The following is a 20,733-nucleotide window of genomic DNA, read 5'->3' as shown; positions in this document are numbered from 1 at the left end:
GGGCCTCACAGGGTCCAGAGCCGGCCGGCAGGGAAGCTCTGCGACATGGCCAGGCTGAAGATGACGAAGATCGCGCCCACGGTGATGGCGGTGGCCAGCGCCAGGCCGGCCGGATTGCGGAAGCCGAAGATCCAGGCGACCAGCGGGACCGAGACGATCGTGCTGGGATAGAAGCCGACGAAATCGACGGCGACCGCATAGGCGACAACCAGAAGGAACGCGCCCGCGACCCGTTTCGGCGAATGGGTCACCTGTTCGGCCGCTTCGCCCTTCGAAGCCTTGCGCTGGTCGGAGATCAGCAGCGCCAGCGCCAGCACGATCAGCGCGATCAGCATGGTGGCCGGCAGCAGCGCGGACATCGGCGGCAGCGCGGCGGCCGGGACAAGAAAGCCGGCCGCAACCACGACGATGCCGGCCGCGGCCAGCGTCTCTGCGCGCAGCAGACGGTCTTTGAGGGGGGTGGACATGGTCACGCTCCTGTTGGTTTTGCCGGACCCGGAGTGGAGGAGGGAGAGGCCTCCGGGTCCGGTTCCCGGCTTACTGCCAGGGAGTCTCTTCCCAGACCTGGGTCGCGGTCTGGAGGATCTCGGCGTTGAGCGCCTGGAAGTCGTCGCCGGTGACGACATCGACCGGGTTCGCCGTGGCGGTCATCGCCGCGAGGAACTCCTCGTCGTCCTTCAGCGCGTCGAAGGCCGCCAGCAGCTCGCCGCGGACGTCATCCGGCAGGCCTGCCGGAGCGACGAAGCCGCGCAGCGCGCCGTTGACCAGCTCGAGCCCCTGCTCCTTGAAGGTCGGCACGTCCGGCGCGAAGCCCGAGCGTTCATCCGTCGCAACGCCGATGATGTTGATCTGGTCCTGGAAGGACGCGACCTCGGAGATGTTGAGGATGCCCATGGCGACATGGCCGCCGAGCAGCGCGGTGCGCGCCGGTGCAGAGCCGCGGAACGGAACGATGGTGTATTCCGAGCCGGTCATGTTCTGCAGCTTGGTCAGCATGAAGTGGTCGTCGCCGCCGAGCGAGGACATGCCCACGGTCACCGCGCCGGGCTCTTCGGCCGCCGCCTCGAGCAGCTTGTCGAGCGTGTCGAGCCCGCTGCGCTTCGAGGTCACGATCACGTTCGGATCGTTCACGACGTTCGCAAGATAGGTGAAGCTGTCGGCGTCGTAGTCGGCTTCGCGGTCGAGCGTGCGCGCCATCATGCCCGGCAGGTTGTAGGTGCCGATGGTGTAGCCGTCGGGATCCGCATGGGCGGTCTCGGTCACGCCGATCTGGCCCGAGGCGCCGGGGACGTTCTTGACGACCAGGCTGGCGCCGTCACCGAGATACTTCTCGAGGAACGGGGCCACGGTGCGGGCCATCACGTCGGTGCCGCCGCCGGCCGAGAAGCCGACGATGACCTCGATGGGTTCCTGCGGATAATCCTGTGCCGCCGCCATGCCGGCGCCCATGAGGGCGCCTGCGAGGGTCACGTTGCGAAGGGTGCTGTACATCTCGTTTCCTCCCGAAGATGTGGATGTCTGGTCACTCGGCCGGGAATTCGGGCTCTGACTCAATTTTGGTGCAGGGCTTTGTCTTCAGCTGATTTGCGCAACAGCGCCCAGATCAATCCGATGATTGTCAGCACCATGGCAGCGAGGAACAGCGCGAGCCCGAAGAGCAGTGCGCCTATCAGTCCGCCGAGCCATCTTGCCTTGCCAAGATCGGGGCAGCGGCGGAAACAGAGCCAGTCGAGCAGCCGGACGTGGTCGTCGTTCAAGGGAATTGCCTTCCTGAAAATGTCCCGGCGACGGTAGCTGGCGGCACGGTGCCGGGCAAGCGGCGCGGAGCTTTGCCCTGCGCCCTGCGTATTTCGCCGCCCCGCCTTGCCATTCCCGCCGCCCGTGCATAGGTTCCGCCCGACTTTGAACCTGCCCCGAGGAGGGACCCCCAGAATGTTCGCAACCCCCGCCTATGCTCAAGCCGCCGCCGGCGGACCGATGGCTGCCATCCAGGGCTTCGTCCCGCTGATCCTGATCTTCGCCATCATGTACTTCCTGCTGATCCGTCCCCAGCAGAAGAAAGTCAAAGAGCACAAGGCGATGATCGAAGCCGTCCGCCGCGGCGACCAGGTCATCACCCAGGGCGGCATCGTCGGCAAGGTGACCAAGGTCAAGGATGACGGCGAAGTCGAAGTCGAGATCGCGCCCGAGGTCCGCATCCGCGTGGTCAAGTCGACCCTCGCGCAGGTGGTCTCCAAGACCGAGCCGGCCGCCTCCTGATGCTCGATTTCCCGGTCTGGAAACGGGTCCTGATCTGGGGCCTGTGCGTGGCGGGGCTGCTCTTTGCAGCCCCGAACCTGTTCTACTCGCGGGTCGAGACCCATAACGACGCGGTCCAGGCCATCGAACGGACCGGGACGGCAACGCCCGAGCTCGAGGCCGAGGCGGGCGGATGGCCCTCCTTCCTCCCCTCGGGCCTCGTCAATCTGGGCCTCGACCTGCGGGGCGGCGCCCATCTGCTGGCCGAGGTCCATGTGACCGATGTCTATGCCGACCGCATGGACAATCTCTGGCCCGAGGTCCGCAACGCGCTCAGGGCCGAGCGCGACGCCATCGGCACGATCCGCCGCCAGGACGGCGCCCCGGACGAGCTGCGCATCCGCGTCAGCCGCCCGGAGAACATCCAGCAGGCCGTGCAGGCGGTGGCCGACCTCTCGTCGCCGATCGTTTCGCTGACCGGCGTCGGCGCGCGCGATTTCGAGGTGACCTCCGAAGGCGCCGACATCGTCGTGCGGCTGTCCGAGGCGGAGATGACCGCTTCCGACGACCGCACCATGCGCCAGTCCCTGGAAATCATCCGCCGCCGCGTCGACGAGGCGGGCACGCGCGAACCGACCATCCAGCGCCAGGGCGAGGACCGCATCCTGATCCAGGTGCCGGGCATCGGCTCGGCGCAGGAGCTGAAGGACCTGATCGGCACCACCGCGCGTCTGACCTTCAACGAGGTGACCGGGCGCACCACCGACGAGCACCAGCCGGTGCAGCCGGGCGAGGCGCTGCTGGCCTCGATGAACGAGCCGGGCACCTTCTATGCCGTCGACACCGCCCCGGTGGTCTCGGGCGAGGACCTCACCGACGCGCAGCCCTCCTTCGACCAGAACGGCCGCCCGGCGGTGAGCTTCCGCTTCAATCCCGGCGGCGCGCGGCGCTTCGGCGACTACACGGCCGAGCATATCGGCGAGCCCTTCGCCATCGTGCTCGACGACGAGGTGATCTCGGCGCCGGTGATCCAGAGCCACATCGCCGGCGGGTCGGGCATCATCACCGGCAATTTCTCGGTCGAGGAGTCGACCCAGCTCGCGGTCCTGCTGCGGGCGGGCGCGCTGCCCGCGGAGATGACCTTCCTCGAGGAACGCACGATCGGCCCGGAACTCGGCGCGGATTCGATCCGGGCGGGCGCGCTGGCCTGCGCGGTCGCCTTTGTCGCCGTGCTGGCCTTCATGCTGGCCTCCTACGGGCTCTTCGGGATCTTCGCCAATATCGCGCTGATCATCAATATCGGCCTGATCTTCGGCCTGCTGAGCCTGATCGGCGCGACGCTGACGCTGCCCGGCATCGCCGGGATCGTGCTGACCATCGGCATGGCGGTCGACGCCAACGTGCTGATCTTCGAGCGGATCAAGGAAGAGCTGAAGACCGCGCGCGGCCCGGCGCGGGCCATTGAGCTTGGCTACGAGAAGGCGCTGTCGGCGATTGCCGATGCCAACATCACCACGCTGATCACCGCGGGGATCCTCTACTTCATGGGCTCCGGCCCGGTGAAGGGCTTCGCCATCACGCTGGGGATCGGCATCATCACCTCGGTCTTCACCGCGATCTACGTGACGCGGCTGATCGTGCTGGCCTGGTTCGCCCGCAAACGCCCGAAGACGCTGGAGGTCTGACATGCGGCTGAGACTCGTTCCCCAGGAAACCAACTGGGACTTCTTCCGCTTCACCAAGGTCTTCTTCGCGTTCTCCGGCGCGGCAATGATCGCCTCGGTCCTGATGTTCTTCGCGATGGGGCTGAATTTCGGCATCGACTTCCGCGGCGGCACCACGATCCGAACGGAAAGCGTCGAGCCCGTCGATGTCGGCGCCTACCGCGACGCGATCGCGCCGCTGGGCCTCGGCGACGTGTCGATCACCGAGGTCTTCGATCCGTCCTTCGATGCCGACCAGCATGTCTCGCAGATCCGCATCGAGGCACAGGGCGAGGGCGACGCGTCGGTGGCGCAGCAGGTCATCGCCGATGTCGAGGCGGCGCTGCAGGGCGTCGATCCGTCGATCACCTTCCCCTCGGTGGAAAGCGTCGGGCCGAAAGTCTCGGGCGAGCTCGTGGTCGAGGCGGTGATCGCGGTCACGCTCGCCATCGCGGCGGTGCTGGTCTATATCTGGCTGCGCTTCGAATGGCAGTTCGCGGCCGGCGCCGTGCTGTCGCTGGTGCATGACGTGACGCTGACCATCGGCATCTTCGCCCTGCTGCAGATCAAGTTCGACCTGGCGATCATCGCGGCGCTGCTGACCATCGTCGGCTATTCGCTGAACGACACGGTGGTGGTGTTCGACCGGGTGCGCGAAAACCTGAAGAAATACAAGAAGCGGCCGCTGAAGGAGGTGCTGAACCTCTCGATCAACGAGACGCTGAGCCGGACCACGATGACCTCCTTCACCACGCTGATCGCGCTCTTCGCGCTGTTTGCGCTCGGCGGCGACGTGATCCGGGGCTTCGTCTTCGCGATGATCTGGGGCATTTTCGTCGGCACCTATTCGTCGATCTACGTCGCTTCGGCGATCCTGCTGAAGCTGGGCGTCAAGCGCGACTGGTCGAAGAAGAACGACGGCAAGGGCGGCACGCAATTCGCCAATATCGACGCCTGATGCGCCGCGGCCCGTGGGCTGCCGCGATCAGGAGTTCAAGGGGCCGCCTCCGGCAAGGGGCGGCCCTTTTGCCTGCCGTCGCCTTGCCGCCAGGCGCGGAAGCCGGCCAGTCCCGCTGCGGCCGTCGCGCGGCTACTGCGGTCGCCAGCTGATTTGTCCAACAACGCCCCTTTCGCCGGGAATACTTTAGCTCCCAGTCCGGGAGCCGGGGGCAAGCTAGTCCGGCCGGGACCGGGTCAGGAGGACAGCTTGCTGCTGACCGGGTGATAGGGCGGCTCGCCCTGGGCCTTGCGCCGCCTCAGCCGGATCTTGCGCGGGCTCTCGGTGATCTTCAGCTGGCCCGACACCGCCAGCACCCAGACCAGCAGCGGCAGCGCGACGATGCCGCCGACCGGCCCCCAGAGCCACAGCCACACGGTCAGCGTCAGGAAGATCAGCAGAGGGTTCAGCGTCAGCCGGTGGCCGAGCAGCGTCGGCGTCACGAAATAGCCTTCGGTGAAGTTCATCGCGACATACATCGCCATCGGCGCGTAGCTGAGGATGCCGTCGAAGGTGACGAACCCCGCGATCAGCAAAGACAGCGCGAAGAGCACCGGGCCGAGATAGAGCAGGTAGTTCATCAGGAACGCGAGCATCCCCCAAGTCGGCGCAGAGGGTATGCCGAGCGCCCAGAGCCCCAGCCCGACCCCGCAGCCCAGCACCGCGTTGATGCCGGTGATGGTCACGAAATAGCGCGACACCGAGACATCCGCCCAGTAGAGCAGGTCCTTGGTCTTCAGATCCTCGCGGCCCGAGGGAAAGGTTTCGCCCATCCAGTCGTAGATCTGGCGGCGCGTCAGGATGAAGAAGAACAGCGTCGCCAGGAAGACCAGCGCCTGGGCGGCAATTTGCGGCGCGAAGAGCACGGCATCCCAGAACGAGAACAGCTCCGCCTCCTGCTCGGCATCGGGCGGCGGCGCGGGGACGCTCGTGGCCTTGTCCTCTGCGGAGATCGCGTCATTCACTTCCTTGGACATTTCCTGGAGGTTCTGGCCGAGCGTGACCAGCCCCTCCAGCGTCTCGCGGGCTTCGTCGACCACTTCGGGGATCTCGCGCACCGCGTCCTCGATGGCGGGCGCCAGCACGAGGACAGTTCCGAAGACCGCCATGCAGGTGCCGAAGGTGACGGCCAGGGCCACGGCGGCCGACGGGATGCGGTTGCGCGCCGCAAAATCCACCAGCGGCGAGATGATGACGCCCAGGGTCAGGGCGAGGACCGCCGGAGCGGAGATCGCCTTGGTCAGCTTCAGGACAACGAGCGTGGCGACGATGACGGCAGCGATGGCGAGCGCGTTGCGGGGCAGTTTCACGGGCGGGCGCTCCGGCGGGCGTAAACCTGCGGAGCGGACGCGGCGGGCGCGGGCATGGGGGGGTCTCCTCTCTGTCTCACCGCGGCCAACGCCCGCCATGCCCGGCGGGTTCCCGGATATGTCACGGAACAATCGCCGCGTCCGGGACGTTCATCGTCGGACATGCATCCGGAACGAGTGACAATGACACGCCAGACCCCCTCCGAGGGCCGCCCGCCCGGGGCGAAGCCCGTCCTGCGCCAGACCGCCGACATCAAGGAGCAGGACCCCCTGCCCTCCGAGGAGGAAGAGGAAACCGTCACCGAAGCCTCCAGCCTGTCGCCCAGGCTGATCTACGAGGTGGTGCGCCGCGACGGCGACGAGGAGCTGCACCGCACCCCCAGCGCGCTGGTCTGGTCCGGCGTCGCGGCGGGCCTGCTGATCTCGGCTTCGGTGCTGGCCGAAGCCGCACTGCGCTCGGCGCTGCCCGACGCGCCCTGGCGGGCGATCATCGAGAACATGGGCTATTCGCTCGGCTTCCTGATCGTGATCATGGGGCGGATGCAGCTCTTTACCGAGAACACGATCACCACCGTCCTGCCGTTCCTCGCCGCGCCCGGCTGGCGCTGCTTCGGCTGTGTCATGAGGCTCTGGGCGATCGTGCTCGCCGCGAATGTCGCGGGCGCCTTCGCGGCGGGCTGGTTCCTGTCCCTGCCCGGCGTGCTGCCCGGCGACATCTACGAGGCGGCGATGGCGGTGTCGCTGCATGCGGTCGAACTGCTGCCGATGGAGGCATTCCTGAAAGGCATCCCGGCCGGCGTGCTGATCGCCGCGCTCGTGTGGCTGCTGCCGCAGGCCCAGGCCAGCGCGTTCTTCGTGATCGGCGCCATGACCTGGATGATCGCGATGGGCGGCTTCACCCATGTGATCGCGGGCTCGGTGGAGCTGGCCATGGTGGTGCTCGACGGCGGCATCGGGCTGGCCGACGGCTTTGCCGGATGGTGGCTGCCGGTGCTCTGCGGCAACATCCTGGGCGGCACGCTGGTCTTCACCGCGCTGGCCTGGGCGCAGGTCCGGATCGAGGTCAAGGCCACCCGCCGGAAGCAGGCGCAGCAATCCGCCGAACACTGACGCCGCCGCGCCCGAACATTTCCCCAAGCTGCAAGGACCCGCCCAAGTGGATATCCTCCCCTGCCCCGACTGCGGCTCCCGGGTTTTCCCGGAAAGCTGCTACTGCGCCAACGGCCACCCTTTGGCCTACGACCCCGCCGCCCGCGCGCTGGTGCCCGCCCGGGGCCCGCTCTGCGCCAACCGCGACAGCCTCGGCTGCTCCTGGACCGCAGCGGAACCCGGCGCGCTCTGCCTGAGCTGCGCGACGACGACGGTGGTGCCGGACCTGTCGGCGCCCGGCGCGACCGAGCTCTACGCCGCCACCGAAGCGGCCAAGCGCTGGGTCTTCGACGGGCTGATGCGGCTCGGATGGTTCGCCTCCGAAACGCCGGAGCTGCCGGAATTCCACCTGATGTCGGAGAAGATCGAGGGCCGCCGCCAGGTAGTGATGATGGGCCATGCCGACGGGCTGATCACCCTCAACATCATGGAAGCGGACCCGGCCACCGCGATCCGCCGCAAGCAGGAATTCGACGAGCCGATCCGCTCGATGATCGGCCATGTCCGCCACGAGGTCGCGCATTTCCTGCATGACCGGCTGGGCCGCGAGGCGCCGGGCTTCCTGCCGGCCTTCCGCCAGCTGATGGGCGATGAGCAGGCCGATTACGGCGAGGCGCTCGAAAGCTACTACCGCAACGGCCCCGTGCCCGGCTGGCAGGAGACGCATATCAGCGAATATGCTGCCGCCCATCCGCACGAGGACTGGGCCGAGACTGCCGCCCATGCGCTGCACCTGGAGGATCTGGCGCGCAGCGCGGGCGAGCTGGGCCTGTCGCTCGACGGCGGCAGCCTGCTCGACCGGGCGCAGATGGCCGGTCTCGGGCTGAACCACATGTGCCGCGCGCTCGGCCAGCCCGACCCCTATCCGATGGTGATCTCGCCCGCCGTGCGGCAGAAGCTCGATTTCGCGCTCGGCTGGCTCGACCGCCGTCCGTCCTGACGCCGCCCCGGAACTCCCGGGGCCCGGTTGACCCTTGCCACCGGAGCGCCGCAGGCAGAAACCAGCGATGTCAATCGGCTCTGAAAAGGGGGCTCTGCCTTCGGTGTCGGGGCCGTCTCTGCCAAGCGGTTTCCGGGCAGGGCGGTCAGCGCGACGCCCGCATCCGCCAGCCGCCGGCCGATCTGGCGGACCTCGCCGGGCGCCATCGCCGAGAGCTTCGAGACATGGCCGATCGAGACCCGGCCGCCGAACTTGCGCGCCTCGGTCTCGCGCAGCACGGCGGGGATGGCGGAGCCGGTGGGGTCGAGGTCGAAATCGAGGTGGAAGTCGACCATTGTGCCGTGTTTCTCGGCGAGATCGAAGACCAGCGCGATGTGGCGCTCCGGGTCCGGATCGGCATAGGGGCAGCCGCCGACCAGATCCGCGCCCGCGGCCAGCGCGCGGTCGAGCATGGCATGGGTGTCCATCTCCTGGGTCAGGCCTTCCTGGGCGAAGACGCAGATATCCAGATCGACGGCATGGGCGAACTCGGCCTTCACCGCCGACAGCGCCTCGAAGCAGCGCATGCCCGCGCGCGGATCGACCTCGGCAAAGCTGCGCATCCGGTTGGTGCCGTGCAGGACCGCCTTGGCCAGCACCCCGGCGGCGCGGGCATGGATGTCCTCGACGGTGAAGCCCGCCTTGGCGGCGGCGGTGCCCGAGATCGCCTCGGCCAGCGTGCCCTCGCAGATCGCGCAACGCTCGAGGATGCAGGCCTTGTCGAGATGGATGTGGCTGTCGGCGAAGCCGGGAAAGGCGAGGGCGCCGAGCGCCTCGGTCCGCGGCGCATCGGCGGCGATATGCGCTTCGATGGCGGCGATGCGCCCGGCCTCGAAGCCGATGTCGACGGTGCGGCCGTCGAGGCGGGCGCCGGAAATGATCAGGTCGAGGGGCAAGGGATGTCCTTTCGGTCTTGCGGGGCACGGCCGGATCCGGCCGCGCCCGGGGCGCCCGGCTCAGGGGCGCATCCGCGGGTCGACGAAGAGATAGAGCAAGTCCACCACGAGGAAGGCAAGCACATAGAGCAGCGAGGCATAGATCACGAAGCCCTGCATCGCGATGTAGTCGGCCTGCTCGATGGCCTGCAGCGCGTATTGCCCGACGCCCGGCCAGCCGAAGATCGCCTCGATCAGCACCGCGCCGCCGAAGACGAAGCCGATGATGCCGCCGATCACCGTGATCACCGGCAGGAGCGCGTTGCGCAGGCAGTAGCGGAACCAGATCGTCCGCTCGCCATGGCCCATGGCGTGGGCGGTGCGGACATAGTCGCTCTGCAGCGCCTCGACCATCGAGGACCGCGTCACCCGGGCGATCGGCGCCAGCGTGCAGAGCGCCAGGGTGATCACCGGCAGGATCAGAGCGCGCAGCGCTGCCCAGAACTTCGCGCCGTCGCCCGCCAGCAGCGTGTCGATCAGCATGAAGCCGGTGACCCGGGGCGGCGGATCGACCCAGAGCGGCAGCCGCCCCACCGGACCGGGCAGCCATTGCAGCTGCACGAAGAAGATGAAGAGCAGCACCAGGCCGATCCAGAATTGCGGGATCGCCATGCCGGTCAGGGTGACGATCCTCACCGCGAAGTCCGGCCATTTCTCGCGCTTCACCGCGGCCAGAACCCCGAGCGGCACGCCCAGGAGGATCGCCAGCATCAGCCCCAGCATCCCCAGCTCCAGCGTCGCGGGCAGGCGGTTGGTCAGATCCGCCGTCACCGGGTTGCCGGTCGAGAAGGACGTGCCCAGGTCGCCCTGCACGATCTCGCCGAGATAGCGCAGGTACTGGACCGGCAGCGGGTCGTCGAGCCCCAGATCGGCGCGGATGAGCTCGAGCAGCTCGGCCGTGGCTTCGGGCGGCGCGAAAAGCTCGGTCGGATCGCCGTTGAACAGCCGCGAGGAGAAGAAGGTGATCGTGACCACCCCCAGCGCCACCGGCAGGATCCAGAAGATCCGGGTCAGGATCATCCGCAGGAGAGCCATGGTCGGGTCCTTTCCGGCCGGATCAGAATTCGAGCAGGTTGTCGCGGAAATGCTCGTGGGCATAGGCCTTGCGCACCAGGCCGCGGCGCTGCAGCACCGGCACCAGCCCGTCGGTGATCTCGGCCACGTAGCGGCGGTTGACCGAGCCCGCGATCAGGAAACCGTCGCCGCCGGCTTCTTCCATCATCTCGGCCATCTGCGAGGCGACGGTCTCGGGCGAGCCGGCCACGCCCTCGATGCCGAAACGGAAGTTCTGCGCGATCTCCCGCAGTGTCGAGCCCATCGCCATGAAGCGCTTGAATGTGCCCTGCTGCCCGTTGGTGCTGAGCCCTGCCAGCGGCTCGTCCATGTCGATCTTCGAGAAGTCGATGTCGAAGAGGCTGCCCATCGAGGCCAGCATCACCTTCGGATCCTTGGCCTTTGCGCGGGCCTCCAGGATTTCCTGCGCCTGGGCGTCGGTCTCGGCGACGATCGGGGTGATCTGGTAGAGGATCTTGGTCTTGTCGGGGTCGCGGCCATGGGCGGCGACGCGGTCGCGGACATCGTCGCGGAAGGCCTTCATCTCTTCCACGGTGCCGACCGCGGCAATGATGACATCCATGTGCTTCGAGGCGAAGGCGCGTCCCTGCGGCGAGCCGCCGGCCTGCACCAGAACCGGCTGGCCCTGTGCCGGGCGGGCGGTGTTCAGCGGACCGCGCGAGGAGAAGAAGCGGCCTTCGAAGTCGATGGTCTTCACCTTGCAGGGATCGACGAAGACGCCGCGTTCCTCGTCGGCGACCACGGCATCGGCCTCCCAGGAATTCCACAGCTGCTTGACCAGCTCGACGAATTCATCGGCCATTTCATAGCGGGTATGGTGCTCGATATGGTCCTTCAGGCCGAAATTCTGCGCGGCGCGCAGAGCGGTCGAGGTGACGAAGTTGCAGCCGACCCGGCCATCCGACATCAGGTCCAGCGTCGAGATCAGCCGCGCGAGCAGATAGGGCGGATAGAAGGACGTGGAAATCGTCGGCACGATGCCGACATGCTTGCTGGCCTGGGTCATCAGCGGCACCAGCGGCAGCGGATCGTTCTTCGGCGCGCGCAGGGCGCGTTCCAGGTAGAACTCCATCGAGTCGCCGTAATTGTCGGGCACGAAGGAGGAGTCTTCAAGGAGGAGGAAATCGAAACATGCCCGGTCGATGGAGCGGACGAGGTCGATCTGCAGGCTCGGATCGGCCCAATTCCGGGCAGAGTTTCCGCCCCAGACAGGCGTTGTTGCGCAAATCTAGGGGGATTCATCTGCTCGATGCCGCGGCGCAGGCCGCCTGCAGCCCGATCGACGACAAGCGCGGCACGGTCGCCTTCCGCACCGAGGTGGCCGGGGTGCTCGCCCGCCGCGCCGCCGCCATCGCCTATTCCCGCGCAAAGGGAGAATGACCCCATGAGCAAGATCCACGTGACCACCACCGTCAACGGTGATGCGGTCGAATTCCTGGCCGATCCGCGCGAGTCGCTGCTCGACTGCCTGCGCGACCATCTCGGTCTGACCGGCTCCAAGGAAGGCTGCGGCACCGGCGATTGCGGGGCCTGCTCGGTCACGCTCGACGGCACGCTGGTCTGTTCCTGCCTGGTCCTCGGCGTCGAGGCCGAAGGCCGCGAGATCGCCACGATCGAAGGCATGGCCGAGGGCAATGCGCTGCACCCGCTGCAGCGCAAGTTCCTGGAGCATGCGGCGCTGCAATGCGGCTTCTGCACGCCGGGCATCCTGGTCGCGGCCAAGGCGCTCCTGGAAAAGAACCCCGATCCGACCGAAACCGAGTGCGCTACTGGCTGGCAGGGAACCTGTGCCGCTGCACCGGATATGACAAGATCATCCGCGCCGTGCTCGATGCGGCGGCGGAACTGCGGCAGGAGGCTGCGTGATGGCGAAGGACGAGCTTTCCGAATACCGCCTGGTCGGCACGCGTCCGCTGCGTCCGGACGGGCTGGACAAGGTCACCGGCCGCGCCCGCTATGGCGCCGACATTTCAATGCCGGGGATGCTGTGGGGCGCCGTCGTGCGCTCGCCCCATGCCCATGCGCGGATCGTGAGAATCGACGCCTCGAAGGCCGAGGCGCTGCCCGGCGTCAAGGCCGTGGTCACCCGCGCCGATTTCCCCGAGGGACTGACCGGCGAGAACTGGAACCTGCAGGAAAACACCATGGCCGGGGAGCGCGCGCTCTATGACGGCCATGCGGTGGCGGCGGTGGCCGCGACTTCGGCGCTGCGCGCGCAGGAGGCGGCGCGGCTGATCGAGGTCGAATACGAGGTGCTGCCGCATGTCATCGACGTCGATGACGCGATCCGCCCCGACGCGCCGGTGATCCGCGAGGGCGCCGCCGATGCGACCGTGCCCGAGGGCAGCCCCCCGAATGTCGCGCGCTACATCGAGTTCGGGCATGGCGATCCCGAGGCGGGCTTCTCCGCCGCCGATCTGGTGCGGGAACGCAGCTACAAGACCGAGGCCACGCATCAGGGCTATATCGAGCCGCATGCCTGCCTCGGCCAGCTCGGCGCCGACGGCAAGGGCGAGATGTGGGTCTGCACGCAGGGCCAGTGGTTCATCCGGCAGATGTGCTCGGCGGTGCTGGGCCTCGAGGCGGCGCAGCTCCGGGTGACGCCTTCGGAAATCGGCGGCGGCTTCGGCGGCAAGACCACGATCTTCATGGAGCCGCTGTCGCTGGCGCTCAGCCGCAAGGCCGGAGGGCGTCCGGTGAAGATCGTCATGACCCGCTCCGAAGTGCTGCGCGCCACCGGTCCGACCGCTTCGGCCTCGATGGACGTGAAGATCGGCATGACGAAGGACGGCATGATCACTGCCGCCGATGCCGAGTTCCGCATGCAGGGCGGCGCCTTCCCCGGAGCGCCGGTGGACATGGCGCTCTATTGCGCCTTTGCCCCCTACAAGCTGCCCGCGGCGAAACATGTCGGCTATGACGTCCTCGCCAACCGGCCGAAATGCGCCGCCTACCGCGCCCCGGGCTCGCCGATGGGCGCCTTTGCGGTGGAAAGCCTGATCGACGAGATGTGCCGAGAGCTCGGCCTCGATCCGCTCGAGGTCCGGCTGAAGAACGCCGTCAAGGAAGGCGACCGCGCCAGCTACGGTCCGACCTTCGGCTCGATCGGCCTGATCGAGACGCTGGAGGCGGTGAAGTCGCATCCCAACCTGGCGCAGCCGCTCGGCCCCAACCAGGGCCGCGGCATCGCTTCGGGCTACTGGTTCAACCATAGCGGCGAGACCTCGGTCTCGCTGGCGATCTCCGAGGACGGCACGGTGCAGGTCTCGGTCGGCACGCCGGACATCGGCGGCAGCCGCGCCTCGATCGCGCTGATGACCGCCGAGACGCTGGGCATCGCCTATGAGGACGTGCGGGTGAACGTGGTCGAGACCGGCGCGCTCGGGGTCAACGAGCCGACCCATGGCAGCCGCGCGACCTTCGCCAGCGGCAAGGCAGCGGTGACCGCCGCGCGCCAGGCCATCGCCGAGATGTGCCGCCGGGCGGCCGCAGACTGGGGCATCGATGCCGAGGCCGTCGAATGGGCGAACGGCGCCGCCCAGCCCGCGGGTCCGAATGCCGGGAAGTTCCCGCCGATGGGGATCGAGGAGATCGCCGCCAAGATGGGATCGACCGGCGGGCCGATCTCGGGCCACCATGAATCCGTCCCCGAAGGCGTGGGCGCCAGCTTCGGCTGCCACGTGGTGGATGTCGAGGTCGATCCCGAGACGGGACGCACCACCATCCTGCGCTATCTCGTCGTGCAGGATGCAGGCCGCGCGATCCACCCCGCCTATGTCGAGGGCCAGTTCCAGGGCGGCGCCGCCCAGGGCATCGGCTGGGCGCTGAACGAGGCCTATATCTACGGGCAGGACGGGCGGCTTCAGAACGCGGTCTTCCTCGATTACCGCGTGCCGGTGGCCTCGGACCTGCCGATGATCGAGACCGAGATCGTCGAGGTACCCAATCCGGGCCACCCGTTCGGCGTGCGTGGGGTCGGCGAGACCGGCATCACCCCGCCGCTCCCGGCCATCGCCAACGCCATCGAGGCGGCGGCGGGGGTGCGGATGCGCAGCCTGCCGATGTCGCCGCCCAGGGTGCTGGCGGCGATCAAGGCCGCCCGGGAGGGCTGACCGGTGGTCATGGTCAATCTCTGGTCCAGCCTGTCGCGCTTTACCGGCGGCGAGACCGCAGTGGAGGTCGAGGCAGCGACGGTCGCCGGGCTCCTGGACGGGCTGAAAGCGGCTTATCCGGGGCTTGCGCCGATCCTCGATGCCGGCGTCTCGGTGGTGATCGACGGCGAGGTGGCGACGGGGCGGCACGCCTCTGTCGCCGATGCGGGAGAGGTCTTTCTCATGCAGCGCATGAAGGGCGGCTGAGCCTTCCGTCTTTGGCCCGGGCTTGGCCTGATAATGTCCGCCCGCAGGGGCGCACTCCAATATGGAGGCAGTTTTCGATGCCGTTTGACAATGCGCATTCGGTCCCTTGGAGATTCCGAACGGATGGACCGCGGACCGGCCCTGCTTCTGGGGCGAACGCCGCCTTCTGCCCTGCATGCCGCATCTGCCCGCGCCGCTGGCCCGGCGGGTCTAGGCGCTGGCCGCTCGACGGCCCGGACTGCTGCATGGCGGCCTGCGGTCCGGCAACATCCATTTCCCGGGCGCCGCCGGGGTGCTGATCGATCCGGCCTGCAACCATCGCGACGCGGAGATCCGCCTGGCGATGCAGTCGCTCTTCGGCCGCATCCCGGCAGCCTTCCCCTAGGGCAACGGCACGCCTGCTGCCGGCTGCGAAACCTGCCGCCCGGCTTACCGGCTCTGGCCCGCGCTGGTGCATCCGCGGCTCTTCGGCGGCAGCTATGCCGGGACGGTCGACGGGCTGCCGGAGCGCTGCCGCGCTTAACCTCGCATTGACCGGAAGCTCAGGCGCCATTTGAACGAATCCGCGTTCTGGGGCACATGTCGCAACGCCACTTGCCCCCAAGGAAATTACCGATGAACAGCAACCGCCCCCTGCTCGCGGCCCTGGCCGCCTATCTCACTGCGTCCTCTTCCCTGGCCTCCGCCGCCGCCTATCAGGAGGCGCGCGACGCGCAATCGAACCCGGCCGCCAACCGTGGCGGCGCGCCCTATTTCGAGCTCGTCCTGCGCGACGGCAGCGCCAGCTACCGCACCGCCTGATCCGCCCCGATCATTCCCCGGCGAGGATATCGAGAAAGGCCGGGCCGAACCGCTCGGTCCGCCTCTCGTCGAGGATGCTCGCCATCGTGCCCAGATCGCGCGGCCGGATCTCCGCCAGCTTGGCGATCTGCCCGGCCGAGCAGGTCAGCGGCTTGAGCGTGCCGCATTCGCCGCGGGACAGCTCGACCTGCGCCGCCAGAAGCCGGTCATAGAGCGATCCGGAATCGCGTCCGGCGAGGCGGCGCCGCGCCGGATGCAGCCGCTCCGCCCCGTCGCCGATCACTTCCAGGAAGGCCGCGCCGTAGCTCTCGAGCTTCTTGGCGCCGACGCCGTTGATGCGGGCCATCTCGTCCAGCGTCGCGGGCCGGGTTTCGGCCATCTCCGCCAACGTCTTGTCGTTGAACACCATGTAGGCCGGCAGGTTCTGCGCCGCCGCCAGCGCCGAGCGCTTGGACTTGAGCGCGGAAAACAGCGGCGCGTCCTCGTCGGCCACCATCGCCCGCACCGCCGGACGCCGCTCGGCCTTCTTCTCCATCACGTCGCGGCGCAGGTCGACCTGCACCTCGCCCTTGAGCACCGGCCGCGCGGCCTCGGTCATGTAGAGCGCACCGTGGCGTTCGGTGTCGGGCCGCAAGAGGTCGCGGCCCATCATCTGGCGGATCAGCCCCTGCCACTGGCCCTTGGAGAATTCCCTGCCGCAGCCAAAAGTCGGCAGCCGGTCATGGCCGCGTTGCTTCACCTTCTCGGTCTCGGAGCCGGTGAGAATGTCGATCAGATGGCCTGCGCCGAAGCTTTCGCCGGTGCGCAAGGCCGCCGACAGGACCTTCTGCACCGCCACCGTGCCGTCGATGATTTCGGGCGGCGACTGGCAGAGATCGCAATGGCCGCAGGGCGCCGCCTCCTCGCCGAAATAGCCCAGGAGCACCTGGCGGCGGCATCCCAGCGCCTCGGCAAGGCCGAGCAGCGCGTTCAGCCGTCCATGGTCGGCATCCTTGCGCTCGGGCGGCGCGGCGCTCTCGTCGATCTGGGCGCGGCGCAGGCGGATGTCGTCCTGGCCGTAGAGCGTCATGGTTTCGGCCGGGCCGCCGTCGCGGCCGGCGCGGCCGATTTCCTGGTAATAGGCCTCGATCGATTTCGGCAGGTCGGCATGGGCGACCCAGCGGATGTCCGGCTTGTCGACGCCCATCCCGAAGGCAACCGTCGCCACCACGATCAGCCCGTCCTCGCGGCTGAACCGGCCCTCCACCTTGCGGCGCGCCTCGGCATCCATGCCGCCGTGATAGGCGACCGCGCTGTGGCCGTCCTTGCCCAGGGCCTCGGCGATCTGCTCGGTCTTGGCGCGGGTGCCGCAATAGACGATGCCCGACTGGCCCTTGCGGGCGGCGGCGAAGTCCAGGATCTGGCGGCGCGGGCTGTCCTTCGGCCGGAAGGCCAGATGGATGTTCGGCCGGTCGAAGCCGCGCAGGAAGGTTTCCGGCTGCACGCCGTCGAACAGCCGGGTGACGATCTCGGCCCGGGTTTCCGCATCGGCGGTGGCGGTGAAAGCGGCGACCGGCACGCCCAGATCGGCGCGCAGCGCGCCGATGCGCAGGTAGTCCGGGCGGAAGTCATGGCCCCATTGGCTGACGCAATGCGCTTCGTCCACGGCGATCAGCCCGACGCCCAGCCGCTGCATCAGCTGGCGGGTGCCCGAAGCGGCCAGCCGTTCGGGCGCCATGTAGAGCAGCTTCAGCTTGCCCTCGTCGATCGCGCGGAAGACCTCCTCGGTCTCTTCGCCGGTATTGCCGGAGGTCAGCGCACCGGCCTCGACCCCCACCGCGCGCAGCGCCCGGACCTGGTCGCGCATCAGCGCGATCAGCGGCGAGATCACCACGGTCACGCCATCGCGGCACAGCGCAGGCAGCTGGTAGCAAAGGGATTTCCCTCCGCCCGTCGGCATGATGGCGAGCGTGTCGCGGCCCGCAATGACGGCGCCGACGATTTCCTCCTGCCCGGGGCGGAAGGCGCCGAAACCGAAGATCTCCGACAGCAAGCTGCCGGGGGACCGGAAAAGCCCGTCAGGCATGGGGAAAAGGCCTGTTCTTGTCTGCTGCTCGTTATGGCATAGTTCTGGCACATCAAGCCCCGGTTAACAAGCAAGGGACCGATGCCTCCCCGTTTCGACAGCTATGTCGCGCCAGCCCGCCCGCGCTCGGGCCTGTGGCGCACGTTTTTCGGGATCCTGCTGATCCCCGCCATCGCCCTCGGGCTGCAGGCTGCGGCCTTCGGCGCGGGGATCGGCCTCTTTGCCGGGGACCGCCGCGCCGCGCTGGACCGGCTTGCCACCGGCGACACGCCCGGCTCGGTCCTGCCGCCGAGCGCCTTCGGCGCGGGCGCCAGCGCGGCGCCGAGCTTGCGGGAAAAGGCCTGCCAGATCAGCGCGGCTGCCGCGCCGCGCTCGGTCTCGGAGAGCATCCGGACATGGCAGGCCGGGCGCATGGCGCTATTCCAGGACGTCCGGACCCTCGCCGCCGTCGGCCGCCTTCTTCTTGGCGGGCGCCTTCTTGGCCGCCGGTTTCTTCGCCGCGGTCTTCTTGGCGGCCGGTTTCTTCGCCGGGGCCTTCTTCTTGGCGCCGGACTTCGTGGCGCGGGCATTGACCAGCTCGACCGCCAGATCCAGCGTCACGTCCTCGGGCTCGACCGTCTCGGGGAGGGTGGCATTGACCTTGCCCCATTTGACATAGGGTCCGTAGCGGCCCTTCATCACCGACAGCTCGCCGCCATCGGGATGCTCGCCCAGCTCCTTCAGCGGCTTCGTGGCGGCCGGCTTGCCGCGCTTCGGCTTCGAGGCCAGGACCTCGACCGCGCGGTTCATGCCGATGGTGAAGACCTCCTCGACATCCTCGAGGTTGGCATTGGTGCCGCCCTTGTTCGAAATCGAATCCGCGTGCTTCAGGTAAGGTCCGTACCGGCCGATATTGGCCCAGATCATCACCCCGTCCTCGGGATGCGGGCCGATTTCGCGCGGCAGGGACAGAAGCTTCACCGCCTGTTCGAGGCTGACCTCCTCGGGCGGCCAGGGCTTCGGCACCGACTGGCGCGGCGGCTTGGGGTTTTCGTCGGTCGCCGGGCCGCGCTGGACATAGGGGCCGAACCGGCCCTTGAAGACGCGGATCTCGTCGCCCCCATCCTCGCCCAGCAGCTTGCCTTCGGGCGGAATCGCGCGGGCCGCCTCGTCGCCTTCCAGCGGCGGGCCGAAGGGCCGGGTGAAGCGGCATTCGGGATAGTTCGAGCAGCCGATGAAGGCGCCGCCCGAGCGCGCGGTGCGCATGCTGAGCCGGCCGGTGCCGCAATTCGGGCAGATACGCGGATCGGATCCGTCCTCCTTCGGCGGATAGAGATGCGGCGCCAGCGCCTCGTCGATCTGGTCGAGCACCTCCGAGATCCGCAGATCGGCTGTTTCCTCGATCGCGGCCGAGAAATCGCGCCAGAACTGCCGCAGCACCTCCTTGTAGTCGCGCTCGCCCGCCGAGACGTCATCAAGCTGGTTCTCCAGCCCGGCGGTGAAGTCGTATTCGACGTAGCGGCGGAAATACTTGGTGAGGAAGATCGTCACCAGCCGCCCCTTGTCTTCGGGGATCAGCCGGTTCTGGTCCTTCGTCACGTAGCCGCGGTCCTGGATCGTGGTGACGATCGAGGCATAGGTGGAGGGGCGCCCGATGCCGAGCTCCTCCATCTTCTTGACCAGCGTCGCTTCGGTGTAGCGCGGCGGCGGCTGGGTGAAATGCTGTTCGGGCGTGACCTCCTGCTTCTGCATCGGCTCGCCTTCGGCGACCTGGGGCAGGCGGCGGTCATCGTCATCCTCGGGCTCGTCGCGGCCCTCTTCGTAGACGCGGAGGAACCCGTCGAACAGCACGACCTGGCCGGTGGCGCGCAGGCCCACCTGGCCGTCGGCCGAGAAGACCTCGACCGTGGTGCGCTCCAGCCGCGCGGCCTCCATCTGGCTCGCCAGCGTGCGCTTCCAGATCAGGTCGTAGAGCTTGCGCTGGTCGGCGTCGGAAATCTTCAGCTGATCCGGGGCCATCGCCATCTCGGTCGGCCGGATGCATTCGTGGGCTTCCTGCGCGTTCTTGGCCTTGTTCTTGTAGGTGCGCGGCTTCTGCGGCAGGTAATCAGCGCCGTAGCGGTCCTTGATCGCGTCGCGCGCCATGGTCACGGCTTCGGGCGCCATGTCGATGCCGTCGGTCCGCATGTAGGTGATGTGGCCGGCTTCGTAGAGACGCTGCGCCGCCGACATGGTCTGTCGCGCGCCCATGCCGAACTTGCGGCTGGCTTCCTGCTGCAGGGTCGAGGTCATGAAGGGCGGCGAGGGATTGCGCGAACCGGGCCGCGCCTCGACCGATTTCACCGCCAGCTCGCGCGAGCGGATCGCCTGGACGGCAAGATCCGCGGCGTCCTGGGTCGGAATGTCGAACTTGTCGAGCTTCTGCCCGCCCAGCACGGTCAGCCGCGCCTCGAGCATCTGGTTGCGCGGGGTCTTCAGAGCCGCCTTGACGGTCCAGTATTCCTGGGCGCGGAAGGCCTCGATCTCCATTTCGCGCTCGACGATCAGCCGCAGGCAGACCGACTGCACGCGGCCCGCGGACTTGGCGCCCGGCAGCTTCCGCCAGAGCACCGGCGAGAGATTGAAGCCCACGAGGTAGTCGAGCGCGCGGCGGGCCAAGTAGGCCTCGACCAGCTCCATGTCGACATCGCGCGGCGATTTCATCGCGGTGGTGACCGCCTGCTTGGTGATCGCGTTGAACACGACGCGCTTGACGTCGGTGGTCTTCTTGATCGCCTTGCGCTTGGTCAGCGCCTCCTGCAGGTGCCAGGAGATCGCTTCGCCCTCGCGGTCGGGGTCGGTCGCGAGGATCAGCGCGTCGTCATCGGCCAGCGCGTCGGCGATCGCCTTGACGTGCTTCCTGCTGTCGGAGGCGATCTCCCACAGCATCTCGAAATCCTGCTCGGGATCGACCGAGCCGTTCTTCGGCGGCAGGTCCCGGACATGGCCGTAGGAGGCCAGGACCGTATAGTCGGATCCCAGATATTTGTTGATAGTCTTGGCTTTGGCCGGGGATTCGACGACGACGACAGGCATTCACGCTCTTTTCGGACTGACAGTCTAGAAACTGCGGGGTAGATGGGGCCCTTGCATTGCGAATGTCAAT

Annotated in this window: 19 protein-coding genes and 2 pseudogenes; 11 read left to right on the top strand and 10 right to left on the bottom strand. The window is 68.1% G+C overall.

Annotated elements, in window-relative coordinates:
- Positions 1 to 5: 5 nt before the first annotated feature.
- From C7T91_RS16935 to C7T91_RS16925, 3 genes are all read right to left on the bottom strand, one after another.
- Entirely contained in the window at positions 6 to 467 is a 462-nt protein-coding gene (locus tag C7T91_RS16935) for a tripartite tricarboxylate transporter TctB family protein (RefSeq protein WP_108260271.1), read from the bottom strand.
- Between the two features lie 70 nt (positions 468 to 537).
- Entirely contained in the window at positions 538 to 1,491 is a 954-nt protein-coding gene (locus C7T91_RS16930) for a Bug family tripartite tricarboxylate transporter substrate binding protein (protein ID WP_108260270.1), read from the bottom strand.
- Between the two features lie 59 nt (positions 1,492 to 1,550).
- Positions 1,551 to 1,757, bottom strand: coding sequence for a hypothetical protein (locus C7T91_RS16925; RefSeq protein ID WP_108260269.1), 207 nt, complete (start codon positions 1,755 to 1,757; stop codon positions 1,551 to 1,553).
- A gap of 175 nt (positions 1,758 to 1,932) precedes the next feature.
- Here C7T91_RS16925 and yajC point away from each other — a divergent pair, with 175 nt between their 5' ends.
- From yajC to secF, 3 genes are read left to right on the top strand one after another with little or no spacing between them, the layout of a single operon-like run.
- A complete protein-coding gene (gene yajC, locus C7T91_RS16920; protein ID WP_201742135.1) occupies positions 1,933 to 2,259 on the top strand; it encodes a preprotein translocase subunit YajC in 327 nt (108 codons plus the stop codon).
- Positions 2,259 to 3,923 (top strand): protein translocase subunit SecD, encoded by a 1,665-nt coding sequence (secD, locus tag C7T91_RS16915; protein ID WP_108260268.1) that lies wholly within the window; start codon positions 2,259 to 2,261, stop codon positions 3,921 to 3,923. The genes yajC and secD overlap by 1 nt, the downstream gene beginning before the upstream one ends.
- Position 3,924: 1 nt before the next feature.
- Positions 3,925 to 4,899, top strand: a complete 975-nt coding sequence (secF, locus tag C7T91_RS16910; RefSeq protein WP_108260267.1) for a protein translocase subunit SecF — start codon at positions 3,925 to 3,927, stop codon at positions 4,897 to 4,899.
- A gap of 236 nt (positions 4,900 to 5,135) precedes the next feature.
- On the opposite strand, the gene C7T91_RS16905 is transcribed toward secF, so the two are convergent.
- Positions 5,136 to 6,248, bottom strand: coding sequence for an AI-2E family transporter (locus tag C7T91_RS16905; RefSeq protein ID WP_161555945.1), 1,113 nt, complete (start codon positions 6,246 to 6,248; stop codon positions 5,136 to 5,138).
- A 183-nt stretch (positions 6,249 to 6,431) separates the two neighbouring features.
- Between C7T91_RS16905 and C7T91_RS16900 the strand changes: the two genes are divergently transcribed.
- Positions 6,432 to 7,358, top strand: a complete 927-nt coding sequence (locus tag C7T91_RS16900; protein ID WP_108260265.1) for a formate/nitrite transporter family protein — start codon at positions 6,432 to 6,434, stop codon at positions 7,356 to 7,358.
- 46 nt (positions 7,359 to 7,404) lie between these two features.
- The gene (locus C7T91_RS16895) at positions 7,405 to 8,337 is read left to right on the top strand and encodes a putative zinc-binding metallopeptidase (RefSeq protein ID WP_108260264.1); all 933 of its coding nucleotides are present in this window, start codon (positions 7,405 to 7,407) and stop codon (positions 8,335 to 8,337) included.
- On the opposite strand, the gene C7T91_RS16890 is transcribed toward C7T91_RS16895, so the two are convergent.
- The 3 genes from C7T91_RS16890 to C7T91_RS16880 are packed head-to-tail and all read right to left on the bottom strand — an operon-like array spanning position 8,259 to position 11,613.
- Complete coding sequence (locus tag C7T91_RS16890; RefSeq protein WP_108260263.1) at positions 8,259 to 9,272, bottom strand: amidohydrolase family protein; 1,014 nt, start codon at positions 9,270 to 9,272, stop codon at positions 8,259 to 8,261. The two genes, C7T91_RS16895 and C7T91_RS16890, sit on opposite strands and share 79 nt — an antisense overlap.
- A gap of 60 nt (positions 9,273 to 9,332) precedes the next feature.
- Positions 9,333 to 10,346 carry an ABC transporter permease gene (locus C7T91_RS16885; protein ID WP_161555944.1) on the bottom strand — a complete coding sequence of 338 codons (1,014 nt, stop codon included), beginning with the start codon at positions 10,344 to 10,346 and terminating at the stop codon, positions 9,333 to 9,335.
- Positions 10,347 to 10,368: 22 nt separating this feature from the next.
- Positions 10,369 to 11,613 (bottom strand): NtaA/DmoA family FMN-dependent monooxygenase, encoded by a 1,245-nt coding sequence (locus tag C7T91_RS16880; RefSeq protein ID WP_108260261.1) that lies wholly within the window; start codon positions 11,611 to 11,613, stop codon positions 10,369 to 10,371.
- A gap of 17 nt (positions 11,614 to 11,630) precedes the next feature.
- Between C7T91_RS16880 and C7T91_RS16875 the strand changes: the two are divergent.
- From C7T91_RS16875 to C7T91_RS16850, 6 genes and pseudogenes are all read left to right on the top strand, one after another.
- A pseudogene (locus tag C7T91_RS16875) lies at positions 11,631 to 11,765 on the top strand (FAD binding domain-containing protein); the annotation flags it as partial.
- A gap of 4 nt (positions 11,766 to 11,769) precedes the next feature.
- Positions 11,770 to 12,251, top strand: a pseudogene (locus C7T91_RS16870) ((2Fe-2S)-binding protein).
- Positions 12,251 to 14,497 (top strand): xanthine dehydrogenase family protein molybdopterin-binding subunit, encoded by a 2,247-nt coding sequence (locus C7T91_RS16865; protein ID WP_108260260.1) that lies wholly within the window; start codon positions 12,251 to 12,253, stop codon positions 14,495 to 14,497. Before C7T91_RS16870 ends, C7T91_RS16865 begins: the two are co-directional and overlap by 1 nt.
- Positions 14,498 to 14,506: 9 nt before the next feature.
- A complete protein-coding gene (locus C7T91_RS16860; RefSeq protein ID WP_108260790.1) occupies positions 14,507 to 14,743 on the top strand; it encodes a MoaD/ThiS family protein in 237 nt (78 codons plus the stop codon).
- 217 nt (positions 14,744 to 14,960) lie between these two features.
- Positions 14,961 to 15,128 carry a fructosamine kinase family protein gene (locus C7T91_RS16855; protein ID WP_108260259.1) on the top strand — a complete coding sequence of 56 codons (168 nt, stop codon included), beginning with the start codon at positions 14,961 to 14,963 and terminating at the stop codon, positions 15,126 to 15,128.
- A 230-nt stretch (positions 15,129 to 15,358) separates the two neighbouring features.
- The gene (locus C7T91_RS16850; RefSeq protein ID WP_108260258.1) at positions 15,359 to 15,544 is read left to right on the top strand and encodes a hypothetical protein; all 186 of its coding nucleotides are present in this window, start codon (positions 15,359 to 15,361) and stop codon (positions 15,542 to 15,544) included.
- A 10-nt stretch (positions 15,545 to 15,554) separates the two neighbouring features.
- Here C7T91_RS16850 and recQ read toward each other — a convergent pair whose 3' ends face one another.
- From recQ to topA, 3 genes are all read right to left on the bottom strand, one after another.
- Positions 15,555 to 17,609: a DNA helicase RecQ gene (gene recQ / locus C7T91_RS16845; protein ID WP_108260257.1), complete on the bottom strand. Its 2,055-nt coding sequence runs from the start codon at positions 17,607 to 17,609 to the stop codon at positions 15,555 to 15,557.
- A gap of 101 nt (positions 17,610 to 17,710) precedes the next feature.
- Entirely contained in the window at positions 17,711 to 18,022 is a 312-nt protein-coding gene (locus C7T91_RS16840; RefSeq protein WP_108260256.1) for a hypothetical protein, read from the bottom strand.
- A 4-nt stretch (positions 18,023 to 18,026) separates the two neighbouring features.
- Positions 18,027 to 20,663: a type I DNA topoisomerase gene (gene topA / locus C7T91_RS16835; RefSeq protein WP_108260255.1), complete on the bottom strand. Its 2,637-nt coding sequence runs from the start codon at positions 20,661 to 20,663 to the stop codon at positions 18,027 to 18,029.
- Between the last annotated feature and the right edge of the window lie 70 nt (positions 20,664 to 20,733).

Source organism: Mangrovicoccus ximenensis (assembly GCF_003056725.1).
GTDB classification, from domain to species: Bacteria; Pseudomonadota; Alphaproteobacteria; order Rhodobacterales; family Rhodobacteraceae; genus Mangrovicoccus; species Mangrovicoccus ximenensis.
This window is presented reverse-complemented; position numbering and strand designations above follow the sequence as displayed.

What these genes read in the sequence shown, in the direction of transcription:
- C7T91_RS16935 (WP_108260271.1), bottom strand. Translation starts at nt 467, where the DNA reads ATGTCCACCCCCCTCAAAGACCGTCTGCTGCGCGCAGAGACGCTGGCC.
- C7T91_RS16930 (WP_108260270.1), bottom strand. Translation starts at nt 1,491, where the DNA reads ATGTACAGCACCCTTCGCAACGTGACCCTCGCAGGCGCCCTCATGGGC.
- yajC (WP_201742135.1), top strand. Translation starts at nt 1,933, where the DNA reads ATGTTCGCAACCCCCGCCTATGCTCAAGCCGCCGCCGGCGGACCGATG.
- secD (WP_108260268.1), top strand. Translation starts at nt 2,259, where the DNA reads ATGCTCGATTTCCCGGTCTGGAAACGGGTCCTGATCTGGGGCCTGTGC.
- secF (WP_108260267.1), top strand. Translation starts at nt 3,925, where the DNA reads ATGCGGCTGAGACTCGTTCCCCAGGAAACCAACTGGGACTTCTTCCGC.
- C7T91_RS16900 (WP_108260265.1), top strand. Translation starts at nt 6,432, where the DNA reads ATGACACGCCAGACCCCCTCCGAGGGCCGCCCGCCCGGGGCGAAGCCC.
- C7T91_RS16885 (WP_161555944.1), bottom strand. Translation starts at nt 10,346, where the DNA reads ATGGCTCTCCTGCGGATGATCCTGACCCGGATCTTCTGGATCCTGCCG.
- C7T91_RS16865 (WP_108260260.1), top strand. Translation starts at nt 12,251, where the DNA reads ATGGCGAAGGACGAGCTTTCCGAATACCGCCTGGTCGGCACGCGTCCG.
- C7T91_RS16860 (WP_108260790.1), top strand. Translation starts at nt 14,507, where the DNA reads ATGGTCAATCTCTGGTCCAGCCTGTCGCGCTTTACCGGCGGCGAGACC.
- C7T91_RS16850 (WP_108260258.1), top strand. Translation starts at nt 15,359, where the DNA reads ATGAACAGCAACCGCCCCCTGCTCGCGGCCCTGGCCGCCTATCTCACT.
- recQ (WP_108260257.1), bottom strand. Translation starts at nt 17,609, where the DNA reads ATGCCTGACGGGCTTTTCCGGTCCCCCGGCAGCTTGCTGTCGGAGATC.
- C7T91_RS16840 (WP_108260256.1), bottom strand. Translation starts at nt 18,022, where the DNA reads ATGCGCCCGGCCTGCCATGTCCGGATGCTCTCCGAGACCGAGCGCGGC.
- topA (WP_108260255.1), bottom strand. Translation starts at nt 20,663, where the DNA reads ATGCCTGTCGTCGTCGTCGAATCCCCGGCCAAAGCCAAGACTATCAAC.